General features: G+C 71.2%; 22 protein-coding genes and 2 tRNA genes. 19 read left to right on the top strand and 5 right to left on the bottom strand.

The window, feature by feature from the left end:
* Positions 1 to 22 precede the first annotated feature (22 nt).
* Positions 23 to 94, top strand: a tRNA-Val gene (locus ACIO3R_RS27155).
* 236 nt (positions 95 to 330) lie between these two features.
* On the opposite strand, the gene ACIO3R_RS27150 is transcribed toward ACIO3R_RS27155, so the two are convergent.
* Positions 331 to 2,850 (bottom strand): SCO7613 C-terminal domain-containing membrane protein, encoded by a 2,520-nt coding sequence (locus ACIO3R_RS27150; protein ID WP_402109398.1) that lies wholly within the window; start codon positions 2,848 to 2,850, stop codon positions 331 to 333.
* An 83-nt stretch (positions 2,851 to 2,933) separates the two neighbouring features.
* Between ACIO3R_RS27150 and ACIO3R_RS27145 the strand changes: the two genes are divergently transcribed.
* Entirely contained in the window at positions 2,934 to 3,380 is a 447-nt protein-coding gene (locus tag ACIO3R_RS27145) for an SRPBCC family protein (protein WP_385025398.1), read from the top strand.
* A 39-nt stretch (positions 3,381 to 3,419) separates the two neighbouring features.
* Positions 3,420 to 3,491, top strand: a tRNA-Val gene (locus ACIO3R_RS27140).
* Between the two features lie 98 nt (positions 3,492 to 3,589).
* Here the strand turns inward: ACIO3R_RS27140 and ACIO3R_RS27135 are convergent.
* Entirely contained in the window at positions 3,590 to 4,315 is a 726-nt protein-coding gene (locus ACIO3R_RS27135) for a 3'-5' exonuclease (protein ID WP_402109395.1), read from the bottom strand.
* Positions 4,316 to 4,609: 294 nt separating this feature from the next.
* Here ACIO3R_RS27135 and thrS point away from each other — a divergent pair, with 294 nt between their 5' ends.
* The gene (thrS, locus tag ACIO3R_RS27130; RefSeq protein WP_385041898.1) at positions 4,610 to 6,586 is read left to right on the top strand and encodes a threonine--tRNA ligase; all 1,977 of its coding nucleotides are present in this window, start codon (positions 4,610 to 4,612) and stop codon (positions 6,584 to 6,586) included.
* Positions 6,587 to 6,614: 28 nt separating this feature from the next.
* Here thrS and ACIO3R_RS27125 read toward each other — a convergent pair whose 3' ends face one another.
* Positions 6,615 to 7,292, bottom strand: a complete 678-nt coding sequence (locus ACIO3R_RS27125) for a potassium channel family protein (protein WP_402109391.1) — start codon at positions 7,290 to 7,292, stop codon at positions 6,615 to 6,617.
* Positions 7,293 to 7,358: 66 nt separating this feature from the next.
* On the opposite strand from ACIO3R_RS27125, the gene ACIO3R_RS27120 reads away from it, so the two are divergent.
* Positions 7,359 to 7,916: an HIT domain-containing protein gene (locus ACIO3R_RS27120; protein ID WP_145762438.1), complete on the top strand. Its 558-nt coding sequence runs from the start codon at positions 7,359 to 7,361 to the stop codon at positions 7,914 to 7,916.
* A gap of 74 nt (positions 7,917 to 7,990) precedes the next feature.
* On the opposite strand, the gene ACIO3R_RS27115 is transcribed toward ACIO3R_RS27120, so the two are convergent.
* Together ACIO3R_RS27115 and ACIO3R_RS27110 are read right to left on the bottom strand one after the other, a co-directional pair.
* A complete protein-coding gene (locus ACIO3R_RS27115) occupies positions 7,991 to 9,661 on the bottom strand; it encodes a hypothetical protein (protein ID WP_402109388.1) in 1,671 nt (556 codons plus the stop codon).
* A gap of 148 nt (positions 9,662 to 9,809) precedes the next feature.
* Positions 9,810 to 12,035, bottom strand: a complete 2,226-nt coding sequence (locus ACIO3R_RS27110) for an elongation factor G-like protein EF-G2 (RefSeq protein ID WP_402109386.1) — start codon at positions 12,033 to 12,035, stop codon at positions 9,810 to 9,812.
* 454 nt (positions 12,036 to 12,489) lie between these two features.
* On the opposite strand from ACIO3R_RS27110, the gene pgsA reads away from it, so the two are divergent.
* From pgsA to ACIO3R_RS27040, 14 genes are all read left to right on the top strand, one after another.
* On the top strand, positions 12,490 to 13,170 hold the full coding sequence (gene pgsA, locus ACIO3R_RS27105) for a phosphatidylinositol phosphate synthase (protein ID WP_363074361.1): 681 nt from the start codon (positions 12,490 to 12,492) through the stop codon (positions 13,168 to 13,170).
* Complete coding sequence (locus ACIO3R_RS27100) at positions 13,167 to 14,102, top strand: phosphatidylinositol mannoside acyltransferase (RefSeq protein ID WP_402109383.1); 936 nt, start codon at positions 13,167 to 13,169, stop codon at positions 14,100 to 14,102. The genes pgsA and ACIO3R_RS27100 overlap by 4 nt, the downstream gene beginning before the upstream one ends.
* Positions 14,099 to 15,259, top strand: coding sequence for a glycosyltransferase family 4 protein (locus ACIO3R_RS27095; protein ID WP_402109380.1), 1,161 nt, complete (start codon positions 14,099 to 14,101; stop codon positions 15,257 to 15,259). Before ACIO3R_RS27100 ends, ACIO3R_RS27095 begins: the two co-directional genes overlap by 4 nt.
* A gap of 120 nt (positions 15,260 to 15,379) precedes the next feature.
* Complete coding sequence (locus tag ACIO3R_RS27090; RefSeq protein WP_402109377.1) at positions 15,380 to 15,925, top strand: hypothetical protein; 546 nt, start codon at positions 15,380 to 15,382, stop codon at positions 15,923 to 15,925.
* Between the two features lie 173 nt (positions 15,926 to 16,098).
* The gene (gene pdxS, locus ACIO3R_RS27085; RefSeq protein WP_311306754.1) at positions 16,099 to 17,019 is read left to right on the top strand and encodes a pyridoxal 5'-phosphate synthase lyase subunit PdxS; all 921 of its coding nucleotides are present in this window, start codon (positions 16,099 to 16,101) and stop codon (positions 17,017 to 17,019) included.
* Positions 17,020 to 17,025: 6 nt separating this feature from the next.
* Positions 17,026 to 17,619 carry a pyridoxal 5'-phosphate synthase glutaminase subunit PdxT gene (gene pdxT, locus ACIO3R_RS27080; RefSeq protein ID WP_385032418.1) on the top strand — a complete coding sequence of 198 codons (594 nt, stop codon included), beginning with the start codon at positions 17,026 to 17,028 and terminating at the stop codon, positions 17,617 to 17,619.
* Positions 17,620 to 17,680: 61 nt separating this feature from the next.
* Positions 17,681 to 18,433 (top strand): YebC/PmpR family DNA-binding transcriptional regulator, encoded by a 753-nt coding sequence (locus tag ACIO3R_RS27075; protein WP_123468415.1) that lies wholly within the window; start codon positions 17,681 to 17,683, stop codon positions 18,431 to 18,433.
* Between the two features lie 127 nt (positions 18,434 to 18,560).
* Positions 18,561 to 19,133 carry a crossover junction endodeoxyribonuclease RuvC gene (gene ruvC, locus ACIO3R_RS27070; protein ID WP_385032422.1) on the top strand — a complete coding sequence of 191 codons (573 nt, stop codon included), beginning with the start codon at positions 18,561 to 18,563 and terminating at the stop codon, positions 19,131 to 19,133.
* The gene (ruvA, locus tag ACIO3R_RS27065; protein ID WP_385353940.1) at positions 19,130 to 19,756 is read left to right on the top strand and encodes a Holliday junction branch migration protein RuvA; all 627 of its coding nucleotides are present in this window, start codon (positions 19,130 to 19,132) and stop codon (positions 19,754 to 19,756) included. Before ruvC ends, ruvA begins: the two co-directional genes overlap by 4 nt.
* 83 nt (positions 19,757 to 19,839) lie before the next feature.
* Positions 19,840 to 20,913: a Holliday junction branch migration DNA helicase RuvB gene (gene ruvB, locus ACIO3R_RS27060; protein ID WP_385032428.1), complete on the top strand. Its 1,074-nt coding sequence runs from the start codon at positions 19,840 to 19,842 to the stop codon at positions 20,911 to 20,913.
* 164 nt (positions 20,914 to 21,077) lie between these two features.
* On the top strand, positions 21,078 to 21,581 hold the full coding sequence (gene yajC / locus ACIO3R_RS27055; protein WP_402109369.1) for a preprotein translocase subunit YajC: 504 nt from the start codon (positions 21,078 to 21,080) through the stop codon (positions 21,579 to 21,581).
* A 146-nt stretch (positions 21,582 to 21,727) separates the two neighbouring features.
* Entirely contained in the window at positions 21,728 to 23,452 is a 1,725-nt protein-coding gene (gene secD, locus ACIO3R_RS27050; RefSeq protein ID WP_402109366.1) for a protein translocase subunit SecD, read from the top strand.
* A 1-nt stretch (position 23,453) separates the two neighbouring features.
* Positions 23,454 to 24,557, top strand: coding sequence for a protein translocase subunit SecF (gene secF / locus ACIO3R_RS27045; RefSeq protein WP_385032437.1), 1,104 nt, complete (start codon positions 23,454 to 23,456; stop codon positions 24,555 to 24,557).
* A complete protein-coding gene (locus ACIO3R_RS27040) occupies positions 24,554 to 25,108 on the top strand; it encodes an adenine phosphoribosyltransferase (protein ID WP_385032440.1) in 555 nt (184 codons plus the stop codon). Before secF ends, ACIO3R_RS27040 begins: the two co-directional genes overlap by 4 nt.
* Positions 25,109 to 25,208: the final 100 nt, after the last annotated feature.

The following is a 25,208-nucleotide window of genomic DNA, read 5'->3' as shown; positions in this document are numbered from 1 at the left end:
GGTAATGTTTGGCGTGCGCCCGGGGCGATTAGCTCAGTGGGAGAGCGCTTCGTTCACACCGAAGAGGTCACTGGTTCGAACCCAGTATCGCCCACCCCGGACCGACGGCCCGGAAGCTTCCTGAAGCTTCCGGGCCGTCGGCGTTCCCGCGTGCGCCGGTCAAGCGCTTCCACCGGTTTTCGTCCCCACTCGTGGCGCCGTCGACGGCGCTCCCCGCACCAACGACACCGCGCTGTACGGACTCGCCGCCATCGGGAACCTCGCCCTCGTCGGCGACCACCTGCCGGCCCGAGGCACCCGGGGGCGCCCCGGGCCGGCCACGCGGTCACGTCACCGCATCCGGCCCAGGGCGTCCCTCAGCCGCCGGGCGTCGCGCAGCCGCTTCTCGTACGTCGCCCCGACCGCCAGCAGCAGCGCCCCGGCCAGCGCCGGAGCCACCCAGCGCGGCATCGCACCCACCACCTGGACCACATACGGCGCGAGCTCGTGCAGCGCGTCCAGCGCCAGCACCGCACCGCCCAGCACCAGAAGGGCCTGCAGCCGCCACCGCGCCCCCAGCAGTGTGATCAGCAGCGCCGCCGCACCGAGCAGCAGCGGCCGCAGCCAGTGCGGATCGGCCCAGGCGGCGAGGAGCGACGGCACCAGCGTCGCCGCCAGACCCGCCCCGTACGCCGTCCACGACGACGCGGCGGGATCACGGCGCCGGCGCAGCACGCCGATCACCAGCGCCGCCACCGTCACCGGCAGGGTGTACGCCTCGGGGGACGACACCCCGGACGCCGAGAGCCGGACCCAGGACGCCGTCACGAACAGCCCCGTCGCCACATATCCGGCCACCGGCCGCCGCTCCGGCCGCAACGCCGTGCCGGCCGCCAGCACCGCGCACAGAGCCAGCACCAGAGCCAGGAACGGCAGGTCGCCCAACGCCATGCCCACCGCGGGCAGCGCCGCCGCGGCACCGGTCAGCTCGACCGGCAGCGCCACCGCGTGCGCCTTCAGCCGGGCGCCCAGCAGCACGGTCACCGCCGGTACGGCCAGGAGCAGCGGGGCCGCCCGATGCGCGGCCAGCCCCAGCGAGGCACCGCACGCACCGGCCAGTACGACGCCGCAGAGCACCGCCGCGCACGCCGCCACCGCCTGCACGGTCGCCGGCACCCGGTCCGGCCGCGACGCCGGGACCACGGGAACCTCCAGCGCGGCCGCGGCCGCCACGAGCGCCACCAGCAACGTCCCGAACACCGCGTACGTGGCCGCCTCCGTGCTCAGCGACAGCAGCGCCACATCCACCGCGCCGACCGCCCCGCACACCGACGCAGTCAGCGCCACCCCTGTCGCCCCGCGCCGCAGCCCGGCCACCGCCACCGCGAACACGACGGCCACCAGCACCAGTTGAACCGAGACGGCCACCGCGTACGAGGCGTCCAGAGCGGCCGGCAGCACCGTCAGTCCCGCCCAGCCGAGCACCGGAGCCGTCGCCCCGACAGCGCCCCGTGCCGAGGGCCCGGGGGAGAGCACCGGCCCGGCCCACCGCAGCACGCCCTCCCACGACCGGTAGGCCGCCGCGAGCACCGCGGCCACCACGAGCAGTACGACGGGGGCCGAGGCCATCTCCGTCCACGGCAGTCCCTCCGCACCCGCCACGCCCCGGGCACCGCCGTGCGGCGCACCCGACCACACACGGCCCAGCTGCACCACCGGACCCGTCAGCGACACCACGACCGGCGGCAGCGAGAACAGCACCGACCCCGCCGCCACCACGCCCGCAGCCCACACCAGCCCCTGCCCGGCCGGACGTCCCAGCGGGGCCCGTACGCCGGCCGCCAACGCCCCGCCGCACAGCAGGTACACCGGCACCACCCAGCCACCGGGCACCCCCGCGACCACCACTCCGGCGACGCCGGCCACGGCCGCCAGACCGGCCACCAGACCACCGGCCACCGCAACCGCCGCCGGCGCCCGCCGAGCCCCGCACAGCGCGATCGCCGCACCCGCCAGCAGCAGCGCCCCCGGCGCCACCGCGCCCGCCGGCGCATCGGCCACCAGCGACTTCACCAGTGCCAGCAACAGCCCCGCACCACCGGTCACCCAGAGGCCGGAGCAGGCCGTCACCCGTACCGCGATCCCCTTGCCCCGCACCGCGATCGCACAGTCCAGAGCCGCCGTCGCCAGCAGCGCACCCGCGAACACCAGGACGTCCGCCCGCTCCGCCCACGCCCACAGCAGCAGCGGCAACTGCGCGCCGAGCACCGCGGCGGGCAGCGGCAGCCGCAGCCCGCCGAGCAGCAGCCCGTACCCCGCCCACAGCACGGCCAGCACCGCCGAAGCGGCCGCCGCGAAGCCCAGGCCGCTCGTCCCCGCAAGCGCCACCTCGTGCAGCGCGTACGCGTCCAGCACCATCAGGACGGAGGCGAGGGCCGCGAGCGACTCGGCCGTCGAGGACAGCCCCCGGCGCAGCAGCGCGGCGGGCGCGGCCAGGGCTGCCGCCGTGACCGTCGCCAGAACCGCCGAGCGTCCGCCGATCCCCAGTTGGCCCCAGCCGACCAGGGTGAACGCGATGGCCGCGATCGTCAGCAGCAGTCCGCCGAGGACGAGCAGCACGTTCTGCGCACCACGGGTGCGGACCGCGGGAACGGGCGGCCGGCCCGGAGCCGCGAACGGCGTCGGGGGGCGGCCCGCGGGCGGCGGGAACGAGGGCACGGGAGGTGGTACGACGGGCAGCGGGCCGGGCGTCCGCAGGACGCTGACCAGCCAGGCGCGACGGTGCAGCAGCTGGGACCGGCGCAGATCCAGCCCGGCGAGCTCGCGGTCGAGGAGCGCCAATTCCTCGGCGGGCGGCGGCAGATGTTCCATGAACGTGAGTGTGGTGGCGGTCACGCATTCGGACATGCGCACGGATACTCAGTTCCCCGGCTGAGTATGCGCATCCTGGACGCATGGACTGGAGTCACTACCGTTTTGTAAGCATCTGGGACCTCGACGCCCCGCCCGGTGCCGTGTACCGGCTCCTGGAACAGGTGGAGCAGTACCCGCGTTGGTGGCCGCAGATCCGAGAGGTCACCCCGGTCGACGACACCTCCGGCACCACCCGCATCCGCTCCCTGCTCCCGTACGACCTCGTCATCACGGTCAGCGAACGCCGCCGGGACCCGGTCGCCGGGATCCTCGAAGTCGCCCTCACCGGCGACCTCGAAGGCTGGGCCCGCTGGACCGTCGTCCCGCACGGGACCGGGAGCCGCGCCACCTACGAACAGGAGGTCGAGGTGCGCAAGAGGCTGATGCGGCTGCTCGCGCTGCCGGGGCGCCCGGTGTTCCGGGCCAATCACGCCCTGATGATGCGCGCCGGACGCCGGGGGTTCGCGGCCCGGCTGGAAGCGGTTTGAACCACACCCGCAGAGCCCTGTATGGTTCAACCCGTTCCCGGGCGATTAGCTCAGTGGGAGAGCGCTTCGTTCACACCGAAGAGGTCACTGGTTCGAAACCAGTATCGCCCACCCCGGGAGAGGCCGGTCCGTCAGCAGCACCGACGGACCGGCCTCTGCGTGTCCGGCTCCGCGGCCGTTCCTCGTGGAGCCCCCGGGCGCACACCCGCTCACGCGGCGGCGCTCAGCTCCGGACGCAACGGCCACGCCGGGTCCACCGGCTCCGGCGCGCCGCTCCTGGTGAACCAGGCCTGCGGACCACGTGCCTGGGCGGCGTGCCACACCGCCTGGAGGGTGTGCAGCTCCGCCGGGGTCAGCCGCTCCAGCCGGGTGGCGAACCGCCGCCCCACCGCCCGGACCAGCTCCAGCGAGGCCGCCGCACCGGCCGCCGCGTCATGCGCCCCGTCCAGCACCACCCCGTACAGCTCGCACAGATCCGTGAGCGTGCGCCGGCCCTTGCGGTAGCGGTCCAGATGCTTGTCGAGCACCCGGGGATCCAGCACGCACAGCGGCGTGGCCCCCAGATAGCCGGACAGCGACGACGCCCGGTGCCGCTTCAGCTCCCGGTCCAGCAGCGTCAGGTCGAACGGCGCGTTCATCACCACCAGCGGCCGGCCGGCCGCACTCTGCTCGGCCAGGGCCCTCGCTATCTCCTCCATCACCGGCGCGGGCCACCGCCCGTTGCGCTGGAGGTGGTCATCGGTCAGCCCGTGGATCGCCGTCCCTCCCGGAGGCACCGGCACCCCCGGGTTCACCAGCCAGCGGGTGACCCGCGTCCGCCCGCAGGCGCCGTCCTGGAGGACGAGGGCGGCCGAGACGATCCGGTCCCCCTCCGCGTCCACCCCCGTCGTCTCTGTGTCAAAAGCGGCCAGTGGCCCCTCGTACCAATGAGTCATCCCCGAACTCCTCGCGCCCGAGCGGCAGATGGCGTGATTCCCCTGCCCGGTTCGGTGATACCCGCACCCTTTGCCTGGTACGCCGTATACGGGCCGCCCGCTGCGGTGGCGCCGACGGAGCGGTCCCGCCGGTCGAGTGGTATCGGGCCCCGCCGCGGACGTCGAAGGCGCCGGCGCGCGGCCCGGCGGAGGCCGCCGAATCCGGCCCTTTCGCTAAGAGGGGTGCGGGCTCGGTACGATTCCTCTTGCGCGCGCGGAAGGAACGCGCCGCACCCCCTGAGTCAGGAGAGACCGGTGTCAGACGTCCGTGTGATCATCCAGCGCGATTCCGAGCGGGAAGAACGCGTGGTGACGACGGGCACTACGGCAGCCGAGCTCTTCCCCGGCGAGCGCACCGTCGTCGCCGCCCGCATCGCCGGTGAACTGAAGGACCTCGCGTACGTGGTCGCCGACGGCGACACCGTGGAGCCCGTCCTGATCTCGTCCCAGGACGGCCTCGACATCCTCCGGCACTCCACCGCGCACGTCATGGCGCAGGCCGTGCAGGAGCTGCACCCCGAGGCCAAGCTCGGCATCGGCCCGCCGGTCAAGGACGGCTTCTACTACGACTTCGACGTCGAGACGCCGTTCACGCCCGAGGACCTCAAGGCCATCGAGAAGAAGATGCAGGAGATCCAGAAGCGGGGCCAGAAGTTCTCCCGCCGGGTCGTCACGGACGAGGCCGCCCGCGAGGAGCTGGCCGACGAGCCGTACAAGCTGGAGCTCATCGGCATCAAGGGCTCCGCCTCCACGGACGACGGCGCGGACGTCGAGGTGGGCGGCAGCGAGCTGACCATCTACGACAACCTCGACCCGAAGACCGGGGACCTCTGCTGGAAGGACCTCTGCCGGGGTCCGCACCTGCCGACCACCCGGTTCATCCCGGCGTTCAAGCTGATGCGCAACGCGGCCGCCTACTGGCGCGGCAGCGAGAAGAACCCCATGCTCCAGCGCATCTACGGCACCGCCTGGCCCACCAAGGACGAGCTGAAGGCGCACCTGGAGTTCCTGGAGGAGGCCGCCAAGCGCGACCACCGCAAGCTCGGCAGCGAGCTGGACCTCTTCTCCTTCCCGGACGAGATCGGCCCCGGCCTCGCGGTCTTCCACCCCAAGGGCGGCGTCATCCGCCGGGCCATGGAGGACTACTCGCGGCGCCGCCACGAGGAAGAGGGCTACGAGTTCGTCTACTCGCCGCACGCCACCAAGGGCAAGCTCTTCGAGAAGTCCGGCCACCTGGACTGGTACGCCGACGGCATGTACCCGCCCATGCAGCTCGACGACGGGGTGGACTACTACCTCAAGCCGATGAACTGCCCGATGCACAACCTGATCTTCGACGCCCGCGGCCGTTCGTACCGTGAACTGCCCCTTCGTCTCTTCGAGTTCGGCACGGTGTACCGGTACGAGAAGTCGGGCGTCGTGCACGGCCTGACCCGCTCGCGCGGCTTCACGCAGGACGACGCGCACATCTACTGCACCAAGGAGCAGATGGCCGAGGAGCTGGACCGGACGCTCACCTTCGTCCTGAACCTGCTCCGCGACTACGGTCTGACCGACTTCTACCTGGAGCTCTCCACCAAGGACCCGGAGAAGTTCGTCGGCTCGGACGAGGCCTGGGACGAGGCCACCGAGACGCTGCGCCTGGTCGCCGAGAAGCAGGGGCTGCCGCTGGTCCCGGACCCGGGCGGCGCCGCGTTCTACGGCCCGAAGATCTCGGTGCAGTGCAAGGACGCCATCGGCCGGACCTGGCAGATGTCGACCGTGCAGCTCGACTTCAACCTGCCGGAGCGCTTCGACCTGGAGTACACCGGCCCCGACGGCACCAAGCAGCGCCCGGTCATGATCCACCGTGCCCTGTTCGGTTCCATCGAGCGCTTCTTCGCGGTGCTGCTCGAGCACTACGCGGGTGCGTTCCCGGTGTGGCTGGCCCCGGTCCAGGCCGTCGGCATCCCGATCGGCGACGCGCACATCCCGTACCTCCAGGAGTTCGCCGCCAAGGCCCGCAAGCAGGGGCTGCGGGTCGACGTGGACGCCTCGTCGGACCGGATGCAGAAGAAGATCCGCAACCAGCAGCGGGCCAAGGTGCCCTTCATGATCATCGCGGGCGACGAGGACATGGCCAACGGCGCCGTCTCCTTCCGCTACCGCGACGGATCGCAGGAGAACGGCATCCCCGTCGAGGACGCCCTCGCCAAGATCGCGAAGGCCGTCGAGGACCGCGTCCAGGTCTGACCGGTCACGAGAAGGGGCCCCCGGCGAGCTATCCGCTCGCCGGGGGCCCCTTCTCGTCCTCCCGGCGGAACGCCTGGATCAGCCACGACGAGAACGAACCCGTCACCGCTCCCAGCAGCGCCAGCCCGCAGGCCATCAGACCCGCCGCCACGACCCGGCCCAGCGGCGTCACCGGTACGGCGTCCCCGTACCCCACCGTCGTGAGCGTCGCGCACGCCCACCAGACCGCGTCGCCGAAGGTCCGGATCGAGGCACCCGGGGCATCGCGCTCCAGGCGGTAGACGGCCAGGGCGGCCGAGACACCCAGCAGCACGGACGTCATACCGGCGTACGACATCACGCGGGCGTACAGGCTCAGCCGGGGCTCGTCGCGGCGCTTCTGGACGGCCGTGTAGACCTTGACCATCCGCAGGGGCCGCAGCAGCGGCAGGAGAAGCACCAGCGTGTCCAGCCAGTGCACCCGGACGAAACGGTGGCCGAGACCACTGAGCCGGATCCTGACGGCGTAGTCGATGACGAAGAGCAGCCAGGTGGCGCCGACCAGCGCGAGGGAGATGTCGCGCCAGGGTTCGGCGTCGCGCGGGGCGAGGACACGGGTCGCGTAGCCGAGCAGGAACAGTATCGAGGCGACGAAGAGCGGCGCCTCCGCTCGCTGCTCCCAGCGGGTCAGAGCGGGTGTGGACTGGGCCGTGGGGCGGTCGCTCATCGGCCAAGCATCGCGGGGCGGGGGCGGGTCCGGCCCCGGCGACACGCTCCGCACGGGGTAAGCAATATGCTGATCGGCATGACGAGTGAGCCCGAGCAGCAGATCGGAGTGGGGACGCCCGACGCGTTCCAGCGCCTGTGGACGCCCCACCGGATGGCGTACATCCAGGGCGAGAACAAGCCGACCGGTCCGGAGGCCGGCGACGGCTGTCCGTTCTGTGCGATTCCGTCGATGTCGGACGAGGACGGGCTCGTCGTCGCACGCGGCGAGAAGGTCTACGCCGTGCTGAACCTCTACCCGTACAACGGTGGGCATCTGATGGTGGTGCCGTACCGGCACGTCGCGGACTACACCGAGCTGGACGGTCCGGAGACGGTGGAGCTCGCCGATTTCACCAAGCGCGCGATGACGGCGCTGCGTGCGGCGTCGGGCGCGCACGGGTTCAACATCGGTATGAACCAGGGCGCGGTGGCCGGCGCCGGCATCGCCGCGCACCTGCACCAGCATCTGGTGCCCCGCTGGGGCGGTGACACCAACTTCATGCCGGTGGTGGGTCACACCAAGGTGCTCCCGCAGCTGCTGGCCGACACCCGGAAGATGCTGGCCGACGCCTGGCCCGTCTGATCCGTCCGGTACACGAACGCGCGAGGGGCTCCCCGGCGGACCGGGGAGCCCCTCGCGCGTTCGTGCGGAAGGCCCTACGCGTCGTACAGGTCGGCCTTGCGCGGGGTCGGGTCCTGGACGGCTCCGCTGAGCGTCGACGAGCGGTTGCCGAAGCGTTCGGTGTCGACGCCGTTCTCGTCGAGCACCTTGATGACGGCGTTGTGCACCACGCGCAGGACGGGCGTGGCCGCACGCATCGCGTCGTCCGCCATGAAGCGGTGGCGCCACGGCTTCTCGGCCCAGGCGTGCCGCAGCCCGAAGGGTTCCGGCAGCGCGATCTTGCCGCCGAGGTAGTCGAGCAACGGCGGGTACCAGGTGAACGGGGCGCGCAGGGCGAGGCGGACCACCTCGCTGGACTCGACCAGCGCCAGCGTGATGCTGCGGGTCTCCCAGAACTTGACGGTCTTGTTGACCGTCTTCGTCTTGGCGGAGGGTTTGCTGGTGAAGAGGGAGTGGACCGGGCCGAGGGCGTGTCCGGTGACCTCGATGCGCAGGGTCTCGAAGAGCACGGTGACGGTGATCATCATGGTGATGACCAGCTGGCCGTCCCAGAGGGTGAACTGGACGCCGAGGTAGTGGCGGTCACCGCCGCCGAACTGCTGGTGGTTGCAGATCCGCTGTATCTCGTGCGGCTTCACCTGGAAGGTGGCGACGTCCTCGCCCTCCGGGCGGGAGACCGATCCGGCGTTCTCACCGACGGGCGACACGATCCAGTGCGTGACCGAGGGCTTGGGGAAGCCGCCCGTGTTCAGCGGGCCGCGCTCCAGCATCTTGAGCTGGTCGTGGATGACGCGCACCAGGTCCCAGCTGCGGAACTGGTGGAACTCCTTGCCGGGATCCTTGGAGACGAGGTCCTCCGCGAGCTGCCAGCTGCCCCAGCGGGTGCCCATGCCGAGGATGCCCTTGGGGCCGGCGTAGAAGACCGAGTTGGACTGCTGCTCCGCCGAGAGCTTCTCCAGGCCCTGCCGGAGCGCCTCGCGGGCGGTCTCGCTCGGGTTCTTCGGTACGGCCTCGGGGATCTTGGCGACGACGCCGCCGCCGGAGAGGAGCCCTTCCCAGCGGACGCGCATGTCCTGGGCGGAGGTCTCGGCGATCCGCTTGGCGATCAGCCAGCCGATGACCGGAGCGACGACCATCGCCCGCACGTAGAGCCCGAGGAAGCCGTTGAGGGGCATCTTGATCAGGAGGAACACCGCGGCGATCCCGATGATCGGCAACAGGGCGTTGCCGATGACGGAGAGCCCCTTGTCCTTGGTTTTGGCGAGACCGTCACGCAGCCGGAACACGATGACCCACAGCAGCATTCCGGGAAGGAAGAGGAAGCCGAAAATCGCCGTCACGGCGGTGAGCTTGGTGTCGCGCGCCTTGCGGAGCCGGGACGCGGACAGGCAGTGCTCGACGACGGTCTGCGGATCGCTGCCGAAGGACTGGATGAGCGCACCACGGGCACCGCCCAGCGTGCGCTCCTGAACGGCGCGGGAGAAGGCCTCGCCGAGGTTGGGCTTGAAGTAGTCCGACTTGAGGAACTTGGACCGGCCGGCCTTCACCTCGGACTTGTGCCACTCGCTGTTGGCCTTGAGGATCTCGTCCACCGGGCTGTCGCGGTACGCGGCAGAGGCGAGGGCGTTCGTCGCCACCGCCGCTCCCGCCGCCCCCTGGAGCGGAATCTGCGCTCCTGGAGAGAAATCGAATCCGTCGTTGGCCACTGTCGCCCCCACTCGCCCGCCAAGGAACCGCTGTTGCGGCTGATTCCCAACTGCCGTGCCCGGCACACTTTCTGAGCTGGGACCACAGCGTATCGTCCGGATCGATACGCTGTCCGGCCCTGTGGACAACCGTGGGGGACGCGGGGGACTACGTACCGTTCATCCCGTTGTGCTGTTGTTCGCGCATACGGTCCGAGAGCTGTGCCGGCATGGCTTCGTGACGTGCGTACGAGCGGTCGAAGCGGCCGGCGCCGTGGGACAGGGAGCGCAGGTCGACCGCGTACCGGCCGATCTCCAGCTCCGGCACCTCGGCCCGTACGAGGGTGCGTCCGGGCCCGGACTGCTCGGTGCCGACCACCCGGCCGCGGCGGCCCGAGAGATCACTCATCACCGGACCGACGCAGTCGTCGGGGACGAGGACGCGGATCTCGGCGACGGGTTCGAGCAGTTGGATGCGGGTGTCCGCGGCCGCCTCGCGCAGGGCCAGGGCGCCGGCGGTCTGGAAGGCGGCGTCCGAGGAGTCCACGGAGTGGGACTTCCCGTCCCGCAGGGTGACCCGCAGATCGACGAGCGGGTGTCCGGTGGCGACGCCGTGCGCGGCCTGCGCGCGGACGCCCTTCTCGACGGACGGGATGAACTGGCGCGGCACCGATCCGCCGACCACCTTGTCGACGAACTCGATGCCGGAGCCCGCCGGCAGCGGCTCGACGTCGATCTCGCAGATGGCGAACTGGCCGTGGCCGCCGGACTGTTTGACGTGCCGGCCGCGTCCGGTGGACGGGCCCGAGAACGTCTCGCGCAGGGCGACGCGGTGGGGGACCGCGTCGACGTGGACCGCGTACCGGCTGCGCAGCCGGTCCAGCGCCACGTCCAGATGGGCCTCGCCGAGGCACCACAGAACCACCTGGTGGGTGTCCTGGTTCTGCTCCAGGCGCATGGTGGGATCCTCGGCCACGAGCCGCGCGAGGCACTCGGAGAGCTTGTCCTCGTCCGCCTTGCCGTGTGCCTCGATGGCGAGCGGCAGCAGCGGGTCGGGCATGGTCCAGGGTTCCATCAGCAGCGGACGGTCCGGGTCGGACAGGGTGTCGCCGGTCTCCGCGGTGCCCAGCCGGGCGACGCAGGCGAGATCCCCGGCGATGCACTCGGTGAGGGGCCGCTGCTGCTTGCCGAACGGTGAGGAGAGCGCGCCGACGCGGATCTCGGCCTCGTGGAAGGGGCGGGCCTCGTGGCCGGGATCGTTGAGCCCGTGGCCGAATACGTGCACGGTGTCGTCGGAGCGCAGGGCGCCGGAGAAGACGCGCACCAGGGAGAGCCTGCCGGCATAGGGGTCGGAGGCCGTCTTGACGACCTCGGCCAGCAGCGGCCCCCGGGCGTCGCAGCCGAGGGCGGGGAGCGGGGCCCCGTGCAGGGTGGTCACGCCGGGCAGCGGGCGTTCGGGCGGGGTCGGGAAGCCGCCGGTGATCAGGTCGAGGAGTTCGACGGTGCCGACGCCCTGCCGGGCGCCCTCGGCGGCGGGGGCGGCGGTGAGGACGGGGTGGAAGGTGCCGCGTGCGACGGCGCGCTCCAGGTCGTCGACGAGTGTCCTGATGTCGATGTCCGCGCCGTCGAGGTAGCGGTCCATCAGGGTCTCGTCCTCGCTCTCGGCGATGATCCCTTCGATGAGCCGGGCGCGGGCGTCGGACAGGGGCGCCCGCTGGGCCTCTGCGGGCGGGTTCCCGCTCCGCTCGCCCCCGGAGTAGTCGAAGACCCGCTGGGAGAGCAGCCCGGTGAGCCCGGTCAGCGGGGCGTGGCCGTCGGAGCCCTCGGGGCCGTGCACGGGCAGGTAGAGGGGGAGCACGGCGTTGGGGTTGTCACCGCCGAAGATCTCCCCGCAGATCCGCGTCATCGCGTCGAACGGGGTGCGGGCGGTGTCGAGGTGGGTGACGACGATGGCGCGCGGCATACCGACGGCGGCGCACTCCTCCCAGACGGCACGGGTGGCACCGGCCACGGCGTCGGCCTCCTGGGCCGCCGAGACGACGAAGAGGGCGGCGTCCGCCGCCCGCAGACCGGCCCTGAGTTCCCCGACGAAATCCGCGTAGCCGGGGGTGTCCAGCAGATTGATCTTGACTCCGTCCCATTCGATTGGGACCAGGGAGAGCTGTACGGAGCGTTGCTGCCGGTGCTCGATCCCGTCGTGGTCGGAGACCGTGCTGCCGTCCTCGACCCGGCCGGCCCGGTTGACCGCGCCCGCGGTCTGTGCGAGGGCCTCGACCAGGGTGGTCTTGCCCGAGCCGCTGTGGCCGACCAGCACCACGTTCCGTATGGAGGAGGGGTGGCCGGCCGTCGCCGCTCTTCCGGCGGCCCCGGTGTGTGCGTGTGCCTTGTCGCCCATGGTGCGTTCCTCCCAGGTGATGGCGCGGGGCGGGAGAACCGCCGGGCGCGGGATGGGGAGTGGGGCACGGGCAGAGGGGAGCCGCCGCGGCGGCTTCGGCGACGCCCGCGGTACTTCCGAGCTTTCCACCGTGTCCCGGTTCCGTCCATACGTCGCACGCCGCGGCAGGATCCGGGCAGCGCGGCACAGGAGCCCGGGGGTGCCCGGACGGTGGACTGCGCCGGTCGTGACTACGATGGGCCAGGAGGGTGCTGAAGGCCCTGGCCGGGCTCGCGGTGCCCGGAACGCACGTCTGCGGTGTTGCCGAAACGTCCCCATGGCCCCGCCATGAGGACGCTCCGGCGCCTCGCAGCCGCACGCACCGGCCGCCGTTCCCTGATCCGGCCAGGACCTTCAGCACCCTCCAGCCGGTGGCCGATGGGGCCATGCGGCCCACCGAACCCTCGGGAAGGCCATGCTGAACAAGTACGCGCGTGCATTCTTCACGCGTGTCCTCACGCCGTTCGCCGCACTGCTGCTCCGTCTCGGCGTGAGTCCTGACGCGGTCACTCTGATCGGCACGGCCGGGGTGATGGCAGGTGCGCTGGTCTTCTTCCCGATGGGGGAGTTCTTCTGGGGCACGATCGTCATCACGATCTTCGTCTTCTCCGACCTCGTCGACGGGAACATGGCGCGGCAGGCCGGCATCTCCAGCCGGTGGGGCGCCTTCCTCGACTCGACGCTCGACCGGGTGGCCGACGGGGCGATCTTCGCCGGCTTCGCCCTCTGGTACGCGGGCAGCGGCGACGACAACGTCCTGTGCGCGGTCGCGATCTTCTGCCTCGCGAGCGGCCAGGTCGTCTCGTACACCAAGGCACGCGGCGAGTCGATCGGTCTGCCGGTCGCGGTCAACGGGCTCGTGGAGCGGGCCGAGCGGCTGGTGATCTCCCTCGTGGCGGCCGGGCTCGCCGGACTGCACAAGTTCGGAGTGCCGTGGATCGAGCACCTCCTCCCGATCGCGCTCTGGTTCGTCGCCGCGGGCAGCCTGGTGACGCTCGTGCAGCGCGTCGTGACGGTGCGCCGCGAGTCCGCGGAGGCCGACGCGGCCGCCGCCGAGTCGGCCGCGGCGGACCGGGGGAGCGAGGCCACGCAGTGAGCCGCGCCCCCGGGGACACGAGGCCCGGCCCCAAGGAACGGATCAGCGACGGGCTGTACGGACTCGGCTGGGCCGCGGTCAAGAAGCTTCCCGAGCCGGCCGCGCGGGCGCTCTTCCGCACCATCGCCGACCAGGTGTGGAAGCGGCGCGGCAAGAGCGTGCTGCGGCTGGAGTCGAATCTGGCGCGGGTCGTGCCGGACGCGAGCCCGGCCCGCCTCGCCGAACTGTCCCGGGCCGGGATGCGCTCGTACATGCGGTACTGGATGGAGTCGTTCCGGCTGCCCACCTGGAGTGCGGGGCGGATCAAGGACTCCATAGAGGTGGCGGACACGCACCGGCTGACCGAGGGCCTCGACGCGGGGCGCGGCGTCGTCCTCGCCCTGCCCCACCTGGGGAACTGGGATTTGGCGGGCGCGTGGGTCACCACGGATCTGAAGGTCCCGTTCACCACGGTCGCCGAGCGGCTGAAGCCGGAGTCGCTGTACGACCGGTTCGTGGCGTACCGCGAGGGACTGGGCATGGAGGTCCTGGCGCACAACGGAGGGACCGCGTTCGGCACCCTGGCGCAGCGGCTGCGGGCGGGCGGCCTGGTCTGCCTGGTCGCCGACCGTGATCTGTCGGCCTCCGGCGTCGAGGTGACGTTCTTCGGCGACACGGCCCGGATGCCGGCCGGTCCGGCGCTGCTCGCCCAGCAGACCGGGGCGCTGCTGCTGCCGGTCACGCTCCACTACGACGACACGCCGGTGATGAAGGCGCGGATCCATCCGCCCGTCGAGGTTCCCGGCTCAGGTGACCGCGCGCAGCGGACGTCTGTCATGACACAGGCGCTGGCCGACGCCTTCGCCCTGGGAATCGCCGAGCACCCGGAGGACTGGCACATGCTGCAACGGCTCTGGCTCGCCGACCTCGAACCCCTCGGAGACCCGCAGTGAAGATCGGCATCGTCTGCCCGTACTCCTGGGACGTACCGGGCGGAGTCCAGTTCCACATCCGTGATCTGGCCGAGCACCTGATCCGGCTCGGCCACCAGGTGTCCGTGCTGGCCCCGGCCGACGACGAGACGCCGCTCCCGCCGTACGTGGTGTCCGCGGGCCGGGCCGTGCCCGTCCCGTACAACGGTTCCGTGGCCCGGCTGAACTTCGGCTTCCTGTCCGCGGCACGGGTGCGGCGCTGGCTGCACGACGGCACGTTCGACGTGATCCACATCCACGAGCCGACCTCGCCCTCGCTGGGGCTGCTGACCTGCTGGGCCGCGCAGGGGCCGATCGTCGCCACGTTCCACACGTCCAACCCGCGCTCCCGGGCGATGATCGCCGCCTACCCGATCCTCCAGCCGGCACTGGAGAAGATCAGCGCGCGCATCGCGGTCAGCGAGTACGCGCGCCGCACCCTGGTCGAGCATCTCGGCGGCGACGCCGTCGTCATCCCGAACGGCGTCGACGTCGGGTTCTTCGCCGCCGCCGAGCCCAGGCCCGAGTGGCAGGGCGGCACCATCGGTTTCATCGGGCGCATCGACGAGCCCCGCAAGGGCCTGCCCGTCCTGATGCGGGCCCTGCCCGCGATCCTGGCCGCCCGCCCGGACACCAGGCTGCTGGTGGCCGGCCGGGGCGACGAGGAGGAGGCCGTCGCCTCGCTGCCGAAGGAGATGCGCGAGCGGGTCGAGTTCCTCGGCATGGTGAGCGACGAGGACAAGGCGCGGCTGCTGCGCAGCGTCGACGTGTACGTCGCGCCCAACACCGGCGGCGAGAGCTTCGGCATCATCCTGGTCGAGGCCATGTCGGCGGGCGCCCCGGTCCTCGCCAGCGACCTGGACGCCTTCGCGCAGGTCCTGGACCTGGGGGAGGCGGGCGAACTGTTCGCCAACGAGGACGCGGACGCGCTGGCCGCGGCCGCGGTCCGGCTGCTGGGCGACCCGGAACGGCGCGCGGAACTGCGCGAGCGCGGCAGCGCACACGTACGGCGCTTCGACTGGTCGACCGTGGGGGCGGACATCCTCGCGGTGTACGAGACGGTGGCGGACGGGGCCGCGTCGGTCGCGGCCGACGAACGCACCGGGCTGCGGGCCAGGTTCGGGCTGGCGCGGGACTGAGCGGCCGCCGGGCCGCCCGGCGGCCCCTGAGCCGTCTCCGGCTCCCCGGCGGATCACCCGCGGGCTCTCCGGCCGGCCGAGGCGGCCGTACGGTGCCCGGTCACCGGTAGCCTTCCGCCCGTGACCGAAACCCTCATCTGGACCGCCGTCGTCCTCGTCGCGATCGGCCTCTATCTCAGCTGGACCGCCGGCCGGCTCGACCGGCTGCACACCCGCATCGACGCGGCCCGCGCCGCGCTCGACGCACAACTGCTGCGCCGGGCCTCGGTCACCCAGGAACTCGCCACGTCCGGCGTCCTCGACCCGGCCGCCTCCATCGTGCTGTACGAGGCCGCGCACGCCGCCCGTCAGGCCGAGGAGGAGAACCGCGAGGTCGCCGAGAGCGAACTGAGCGCCGCCCTGCGCGCGGTGTTCGGCGAACCGGCGCAGGTGGAGGCGGTGCAGGAGATCCCGGGCGGCGAGGAGGCCGCGTCCGAACTCGCCGCCGCCGTCCGCCGGGTGCCGATGGCGCGCCGGTTCCACAACGACGCGGTGCGGGCCGCCCGAGCGCTGCGCCGCCACCGCACGGTGCGCTGGTTCCGGCTGGCCGGTCACGCCCCGTTCCCGCTCGCCTTCGAGATGGACGACGAGCCGCCGGTCGCCCTCGCCGCGCGTCCGGTCAGCTGACGTCCGCGGCGCGAGCGGGAGCAGGGAGAAGGGCCCCGGTCCGTTTGCCGTCAGGCCAAAACGATCCACCGGCCTCCTATTGGCCCTTGCTGTGGACCGGTCCCGGAGCGTTTGCTCGGCAGTGCACCACCCCCCTGCACGCCCAGCGTCTTTTCTCCCAGTGAGGTCGATCCGTGTCCACGCTTCCCACCACCCCGCAGTCCGCTGACTCCCCGGCGACCGGCACAGCCCGCGTCAAGCGCGGCATGGCCGAGCAGCTCAAGGGCGGCGTGATCATGGACGTCGTCAACGCCGAGCAGGCGAAGATCGCCGAGGACGCGGGCGCCGTGGCCGTCATGGCCCTGGAGCGGGTGCCGGCCGACATCCGCAAGGACGGCGGCGTGGCCCGGATGTCCGACCCGAACATGATCGAGGAGATCATCGAGGCCGTCTCCATCCCGGTCATGGCGAAGTCCCGCATCGGACACTTCGTCGAGGCCCAGGTCCTGCAGTCCCTCGGCGTCGACTACATCGACGAGTCCGAGGTGCTCACCCCGGCCGACGAGGTCAACCACAGCGACAAGTTCGCCTTCACCACCCCGTTCGTCTGCGGCGCCACCAACCTCGGCGAGGCCCTGCGCCGCATCGCCGAGGGCGCGGCCATGATCCGTTCCAAGGGCGAGGCCGGCACCGGCAACGTCGTCGAGGCGGTCCGTCACCTGCGCCAGATCAAGAACGAGATCGCCCGGCTGCGCGGCTACGACAACAACGAGCTGTACGCCGCCGCCAAGGACCTCCGCGCCCCGTACGAGCTGGTCAAGGAGGTCGCCGAGCTCGGCAAGCTGCCCGTCGTCCTCTTCTCCGCGGGCGGCGTCGCCACCCCCGCGGACGCCGCGCTGATGCGTCAGCTCGGCGCCGAGGGCGTCTTCGTCGGCTCCGGCATCTTCAAGTCCGGCGACCCGGCCAGGCGCGCCGCCGCCATCGTGAAGGCCACCACGTTCTTCGACGACCCGAAGATCATCGCGGACGCCTCCCGCAACCTGGGCGAGGCCATGGTCGGCATCAACTGCGACACCCTGCCCGAGACCGAGCGCTACGCCAACCGCGGCTGGTAGTCACTGATGAGCGACACCCCTGTGATCGGAGTCCTGGCCCTCCAGGGCGACGTACGGGAACACCTGATCGCCCTGGCCTCGGCGGACGCCCTGGCCAGGCCGGTCCGGCGGCCCGAGGAACTCGCCGAGGTCGACGGCCTGGTCGTCCCCGGCGGCGAGTCCACCACGATGTCCAAACTGGCCACGCTCTTCGGGATGCTGGAACCGCTGCGCGAACGCGTCGCCGCCGGGATGCCGGTCTACGGCACCTGCGCCGGAATGATCCTGCTCGCCGACAAGATCCTCGACCCGCGCTCGGGCCAGGAGACCATCGGCGGCATCGACATGATCGTGCGCCGTAACGCTTTCGGGCGGCAGAACGAGTCGTTCGAGGCGGCCGTCGAGGTCGCCGGAATCGACGGCGGTCCGGTCGAGGGCGTCTTCATCCGGGCCCCCTGGGTCGAATCCGTGGGCGCGCGGGCCCGGGTCGTCGCCGAGCACGGCGGCCATATCGTGGGGGTACGGCAGGGAAACGCCCTTGCCACGTCATTCCATCCCGAACTGACCGGTGACCACCGGCTCCACGCGTACTTCGTCGACATGGTGCGCGCATCGGGCTGACTCGACCCCGGTAGGATCTCTCGGGTTCGTACGGAATTTGGTGACGCGAAGGAGAAGGCAGATGTCCGGCCACTCTAAATGGGCTACGACGAAGCACAAGAAGGCCGTGATTGACGCCAAGCGCGGCAAGCTCTTCGCGAAGCTGATCAAGAACATCGAGGTCGCGGCCCGCACCGGCGGTGTGGACCCCGAGGGCAACCCGACCCTTGTGGACGCGATCCAGAAGGCGAAGAAGAGCTCGGTCCCGAACAAGAACATCGACTCCGCGGTCAAGCGCGGTGGCGGTCTCGAAGCGGGCGGCGTCGACTACCAGACGATCATGTACGAGGGCTACGGGCCGAACGGTGTCGCGGTGCTCATCGAGTGCCTCACCGACAACCGCAACCGCGCCGCCTCCGACGTACGTGTCGCCATGACGCGCAACGGCGGCTCGATGGCCGACCCGGGCTCGGTCTCGTACCTGTTCAACCGCAAGGGCGTCGTCATCGTCCCCAAGGGCGAGCTGTCCGAGGACGACGTGCTGGGCGCTGTTCTGGACGCGGGCGCGGAGGAGGTCAACGACCTCGGTGAGAGCTACGAGGTCGTCAGCGAGGCCACCGACATGGTCGCGGTCCGCACCGCGCTCCAGGAGGCGGGCATCGACTACGACTCGGCCGAGGCCAACTTCCTGCCCACCATGCAGGTCGACCTCGACGAAGAGGGCGCCCGCAAGATCTTCAAGCTCATCGACGCGCTGGAGGACAGCGACGACGTGCAGAACGTCTTCGCCAACTTCGACGTGTCGGACGAGGTCATGGAGAAGGTCGACGCCTGAGCCGCGCCTCGCGACGCAGCTTCCGTGGACGGGCCGACGGGGACACACCCCGTCGGCCCGTCGCATTGTCACTGCGAGCCGATAGCCTGCGGGAACAGTTGACCGATCGGCAGGGAGGGGGCGACCCATGCGGGTACTCGGTGTGGACCCCGGGCTGACCCGGTGCGGCATCGGCGTCGTCGAGGGCGTCGCGGGCCGTCCCCTGACGATGCTCGGCGTCGGAGTCGTGCGCACCCCGTCCGACGCGGAGCTCGGACACCGGCTGGTGGCCATCGAGCGCGGCATCGAGGAGTGGCTCGACGAGCACCGGCCCGAATGCGTCGCCGTCGAGCGGGTGTTCGCCCAGCACAACGTCCGTACGGTCATGGGCACGGCCCAGGCCAGCGCGGTCGCCATGCTCTGCGCGTCCCGCCGCGGCATCCCCGTGGCCCTGCACACGCCCAGCGAGGTCAAGGCCGCCGTCACCGGCAGCGGCCGCGCGGACAAGGCCCAGATCGGCGCCATGGTCACCCGGCTCCTGCGGCTGGACGCCCCGCCGAAACCGGCCGACGCGGCCGACGCCCTCGCCCTCGCCATCTGTCACATCTGGCGCGCCCCGGCGGTCAACCGCCTCCAGCAGGCGCACGCGGCGGCCGCCGCGGCCCGAACCCCGCGCATTCCGCGCTCCGCAACAGCTCCCGTCCGGAAGGTCCCCCGATGATCGCCTTCGTCAGCGGCCCCGTGGCCGCTCTCGCCCCGACCACAGCCGTGATCGAGGTCGGCGGCATCGGTATGGCCGTCCAGTGCGCGCCGAACACCCTCGCCGGTCTCCGCATCGGCAAGGAGGCCAGGCTCGCCACCTCCCTCGTCGTACGGGAGGACTCCCTCACGCTCTACGGCTTCACCGACGACGACGAGCGGCAGACCTTCGAGCTCCTCCAGACCGCGAGCGGCGTCGGCCCCCGCCTCGCCCAGGCCATGCTCGCCACGCACAGCCCGGACGCCCTGCGCATCGCCGTGTCCACCGGGGACGAGAAGGCGCTCACCGCGGTCTCCGGCATCGGCAAGAAGGGCGCGCAGAAGCTTCTGCTCGAACTCAAGGACAGGCTCGGCGAGCCCGTCGGCGCCCACATCGGCCAGCAGGGCATCGGCACCGCGGTCTCCTCCTCCTGGCGGGACCAGTTGCAGGCCGCCCTGATCGGCCTCGGCTACGCGACCCGCGAGGCCGACGAGGCGGTGTCCGCCGTGGCCCCGCAGGCGGAGGCGGCCCTGGCGGAGGGCGCGCAGCCGCCCGTACCCCAGCTGCTGCGCGCCGCCCTGCAGACACTCAACCGCGCGCGCTGAGCGACCCCGGAGGACACCCTTCTCCACCCCGGACCGGGCACCGCACGGCCCGGCACCGAAACACCCGAGGCGGGACTGACGCGATGAACTGGGACGAGACCCGACCCGACACCGACGAGCTCGTCGACGAGCGCCTCGTCGACGCCGGCGCGGACGGCGAGGACACCGCCGTCGAGGCGGCACTGCGCCCCAAGGACCTCGACGAGTTCGTCGGCCAGGAGACGGTGCGCGAACAGCTCGACCTGGTCCTCAAAGCGGCCCTCGCCCGTGGCGCCACCGCCGACCACGTGCTGCTCTCCGGCGCCCCCGGCCTGGGCAAGACCACCCTCTCCATGATCATCGCAGCGGAGATGAACGCGCCGATCCGGATCACCTCGGGCCCCGCCATCCAGCACGCGGGCGATCTGGCGGCGATCCTGTCCTCGCTCCAGGAGGGCGAGGTCCTCTTCCTCGACGAGATCCACCGGATGTCCCGGCCCGCCGAGGAAATGCTCTACATGGCGATGGAGGACTTCCGGGTCGACGTGATCGTCGGCAAGGGGCCGGGCGCCACCGCCATCCCGCTGGAGCTGCCGCCCTTCACCCTGGTCGGCGCCACCACCAGGGCGGGGCTCCTGCCGCCCCCGCTGCGCGACCGCTTCGGCTTCACCGGGCACATGGAGTTCTACACCCCCGTCGAACTGGAAAGGGTGATCCACCGCTCGGCCCGGCTCCTCGACGTCGCGATAGACGTGGAGGGCGCCGCGGAGATCGCCGGCCGCTCCCGTGGCACGCCCCGCATCGCCAACCGGCTGCTGCGCCGCGTCCGGGACTACGCCCAGGTCAAGGCCGACGGCAGGATCGACCGGGACATCGCCGCGGCGGCCCTGCGGGTGTACGAGGTCGATGCCCGCGGTCTCGACCGGCTGGACCGGGCGGTGCTCGGCGCCCTGATGAAACTTTTCGGCGGCGGTCCGGTCGGCCTGTCAACCCTCGCGGTCGCCGTGGGGGAGGAACGCGAGACGGTCGAGGAGGTCGCGGAGCCCTTCCTGGTGCGGGAGGGCCTGCTGGCCAGGACGCCGCGCGGCCGGGTCGCCACACCGGCCGCCTGGGCCCACCTCGGGCTGGTTCCGCCGCAGCAAGGCGGAAAGGGACAACAGGGCCTGTTCGGGGCGTGATGCATCACAGGTTGGCCCGCAGAGGAACCCGGGTGCCATGCTGGGCGTTGTTCCATCGATGCGGACTCGCTTAGACTCCGCCGATGCCGCCCTTAAAGGTCGGTGTACCCACCCCCGTAGACCAGGCCGCCTTCCAGCGCGGTCGTGCGAAGGAAACTCGTCCCGTGAATCCCGTGACTCTCCTCCCCTTCATCGTGCTCATCGGGGCCATGTTCCTGATGACGCGGTCCGCCAAGAAGAAGCAGGCGGCGGCTGCGAACATGCGCAATGAAATGCAGCCCGGTACCGGCGTCCGGACGATCGGGGGCATGTACGCCACCGTCAAGGAGCTTCACGACGACTCGGTCCTCCTTGAGATCGCTCCCGGCGTCCATGCCGTCTATGCGAAGAACTCCATCGGTGCCGTCCTCGACGACGCGGAGTACAACCGCATCGTCCACGGTGACGAGGAGGAGGAGCTCGACGTCGACGGTGCCGTCGTGCCCGACGACGCCTCCTCGCTGACCGAGCTCGACGACGCCAAGGACGACGCCGACGCCGACGACGCGAAGATCGATCTGGGCAAGAAGGCCGAGGCGGACGACACCGAGCCGGCCGACACCCAGGCCGACAAGAAGTCCGATGGCAAGTCCGATGGCAAGGCCGACGGCGAGGCCGACGCGAAGTAGCACACGACCCGGGGATGCCGTGAGCCCACAGGCATCCGGCAGTCCCCGGACCGTGCGGTCTTCTGCGGGGGCGGGTCCCCACTACACTTCGTGGCCGCTTGGGCGCGTACCCGGCGCGGGGCGGTTGGACAGGGAGAAACGAAAAGGTGGCAGCACCGAAGAAGGGCCGAGCGCCGGCCGGTGGTCAGGGCAGGCCGGGGCGTTCCCTGGCTCTGATCCTGATCGCCATGGTCGCGCTCACCGGCGGGATGTTCCTGGCTGATCAGCCGACGCCGCGACTCGGCATCGACCTGGCGGGTGGCACGTCCATCACGCTGGAGGCGAAGGCCGAGCCCGGCCAGGAGTCGGCGGTCAACAAGACCAACATGGACACGGCGGTCCAGATCATGGAACGCCGCGTCAACGGTCTCGGCGTCTCCGAGGCAGAGGTCCAGACCCAGGGCAAGAGCAACATCATTGTCAACATCCCCAAGGGCACGAACTCCGCCCAGGCCCGGGAGCAGGTCGGTACGACCGCCAAGCTCTACTTCCGGCCGGTGCTGACCGTCGCCCAGGGTGCGCCCACCCCGACACCCAGCGCCTCGTCGTCCGGCAAGGCCAGCCCGTCGGCATCGCCGAGCTCCTCCGCCTCGGACAAGGCGACCAGCCCGTCCGACAAGCCGAGCCCGAGCGCCACCACCCAGGGCCGCGCGGTCACCGGCGCCCTGAAGGCCGACGCCACGCCCACCCCGAAGGCGAGCGGCACGCCCACGGCGTCCGCCGAGGAGCAGGCGGCGGCCGCCAAGCTGCAGAAGCGGTTCGAGGCGCTCGACTGCTCCACCAAGGCCGGCCGTTCCAAGGCGGCCCTGGGCTCCAAGGCCACCGACACGGTGATCGCCTGTGAGCAGGACGGCAGCGCCAAGTACGTGCTCGGCCCGGCCGAGGTCGACGGCACGGACGTGAAGACCGCGAAGGCGGCCATCAACCAGAACAACGGTCAGTGGATCGTTCAGATGGGCTTCACCGGCGGCGGCGCCAAGAAGTTCCAGAAGATCACCGGCACGCTCGCGCAGCAGCAGTCCCCGCAGAACCAGTTCGCCATCGCGCTCGACGGCGAAGTGGTCTCGGCGCCCTCCGTCCAGGAGGCGCTGAGCGCCGACGCCGAGATCTCCGGCAACTTCACCCAGCAGTCCGCCGAGGACCTCGCCAACGTGCTCTCCTACGGTGCGCTGCCGCTCTCCTTCCAGGAGCAGAGCGTCACCACCGTCACCGCCGCGCTCGGCGGGGAGCAGCTCGAGGCGGGCCTGATCGCCGGTGCCATCGGCCTGGTCCTGGTCATCATCTACCTGGTGGCCTACTACCGCGGGCTGGCGCTCATCGCGCTCCTCAGCCTCCTGGTCTCCGGCATCCTGACGTACACGATCATGTCGCTGCTCGGACCGGCCATCGGATTCGCGCTGAACCTGCCCGCTGTGTGCGGCGCCATCGTGGCGATCGGAATCACCGCGGACTCGTTCATCGTGTACTTCGAACGCATCCGTGACGAGATCCGCGAGGGCCGTACGCTCCGCCCCGCCGTCGAACGGGCCTGGCCGCGTGCCCGGCGCACGATCCTGGTCTCCGACTTCGTGTCGTTCCTCGCCGCCGCGGTGCTGTTCGTCGTCACCGTCGGCAAGGTCCAGGGCTTCGCGTTCACGCTGGGTCTCACCACCCTGCTCGACGTGGTCGTGGTGTTCCTCTTCACCAAGCCCGTCATGACGCTGATGGCCCGCAAGAAGTTCTTCTCGAGCGGTCACCCGTGGTCCGGACTGGACCCGAAGCGGCTCGGCGCCAAGCCGCCGCTGCGTCGTTCGCGCCGTGTCAACGCCCCCACCGACCCGAAGGAGGCGTGAGATGTCGCGACTCGGCAATCTCGGCGCCCGTCTCTACCGCGGCGAGGTCGGCTACGACTTCATCGGCAACCGCAAGATCTGGTACGGCATCTCGATCCTGATCACCATCACGGCCATCGTCGGCCTGGCGGTCAGCGGCCTGAACATGGGCATCGAGTTCAAGGGCGGCGCCGTCTTCACCACCCCGAAGACGAGCGTCTCCGTCGCCAAGGCGGAGGAGCTGGCGGCGACGTCCTCGGGCCACCAGGCCATCGTCCAGAAGCTGGGCAACGGCGGACTGCGCATCCAGATCACCGAGGTCGACACCTCGAAGTCGGACGCGATCAAGGGCGACCTCTCCAAGGGCCTCAACGTCTCCGAGGAGAAGATCGCCGCCGACCTGGTCGGCCCCAGCTGGGGTGAGCAGATCGCCAACAAGGCCTGGACCGGACTCGGCGTCTTCATGGTCCTGGTCGTGATCTACCTGGCCATCGCCTTCGAGTGGCGCATGGCCATCGCGGCCCTGGTCGCGCTGATCCACGACATCACCATCACGGTCGGTGTCTACGCCCTGGTCGGCTTCGAGGTCACCCCGGGCACCGTGATCGGTCTGCTGACGATTCTCGGTTACTCCCTCTACGACACGGTCGTCGTCTTCGACAGCCTCAAGGAGGGCACGAAGGGGATCACCAAGCAGACCCGGTGGACGTACAGCGAGATCGCCAACCGCTCCATCAACGGCACGCTGGTCCGCTCGATCAACACCACGATCGTCGCCCTGCTGCCGGTCGCCGGTCTGCTGTTCATCGGTGGCGGCGTCCTCGGCGCCGGCATGCTGAACGACATCTCCCTGGCACTCTTCGTCGGCCTCGCCGCCGGTGCGTACTCCTCGATCTTCATCGCCACTCCGCTCGTCGCCGACCTCAAGGAACGCGACCCGCAGATGAAGGCCTTGAAGAAGCGGGTCCTCGCCAAGCGCGCCGCAGCGGCCGCCAAGGGCGAGCTCTCCGAGGCGGAGCAGGCGGACGAGGGCATCCCCGCGGACGCCGAACCCGCCGCAGCGGTCGTCGGCCAGCGCCAGGAGCCCCCCAGGGGCCACGGCCGGACCCCGGGGAAGCGTCGATGACCAGCAGCACCACCGCGAGCACGAGGGACCTCCTGCTCAGCCGGATCCGTGACGTGGCGGACTACCCGAAGCCGGGAGTGGTGTTCAAGGACATCACCCCGCTGCTCGCGGACCCGGTGGCCTTCACCGCCCTCACCGACGCCCTCGCGGACCTGTGCGTACGGCACGGCGCCACGAAGATCGTCGGCCTGGAGGCCCGCGGATTCATCCTGGCCGCACCGGTCGCGGTCCGGGCCGGGCTCGGCTTCGTCCCCGTCCGCAAGGCCGGAAAGCTGCCGGGCGCCACGCTCAGCCAGTCCTACGAGCTGGAGTACGGCTCCGCGGAGATCGAGATCCACGCCGAGGACCTGTCCGCCGACGACCGGATCATGGTCATCGACGACGTCCTGGCCACCGGCGGCACCGCCGGTGCCTCGCTGGAACTGATCCGGCGGGCCGGGGCCCGGGTCGTCGGCGTCGCCGTCCTCATGGAACTCGGGTTCCTGGCCGGCCGGGCCCGCCTGGAGGAGAGCCTGCGGGGCGCTCCGCTGGAGGCCCTGATCACGGTCTGAGCGCCGGCGGACCGTACGCGGCACCGCATCACACGCACGGAAGCGGGCACCCGGGAACAACCGGGGGCCCGCTTCGCGTTGTGCGGGCTCTCACGGTCCC

The sequence above is a fragment of the Streptomyces sp. NPDC087428 genome (genome assembly GCF_044744085.1).
Classification (GTDB): Bacteria; Actinomycetota; Actinomycetes; order Streptomycetales; family Streptomycetaceae; genus Streptomyces.
The sequence above is the reverse complement of the archived record's forward strand: the minus strand, read 5'-3'. Positions and strand labels throughout refer to the sequence as shown.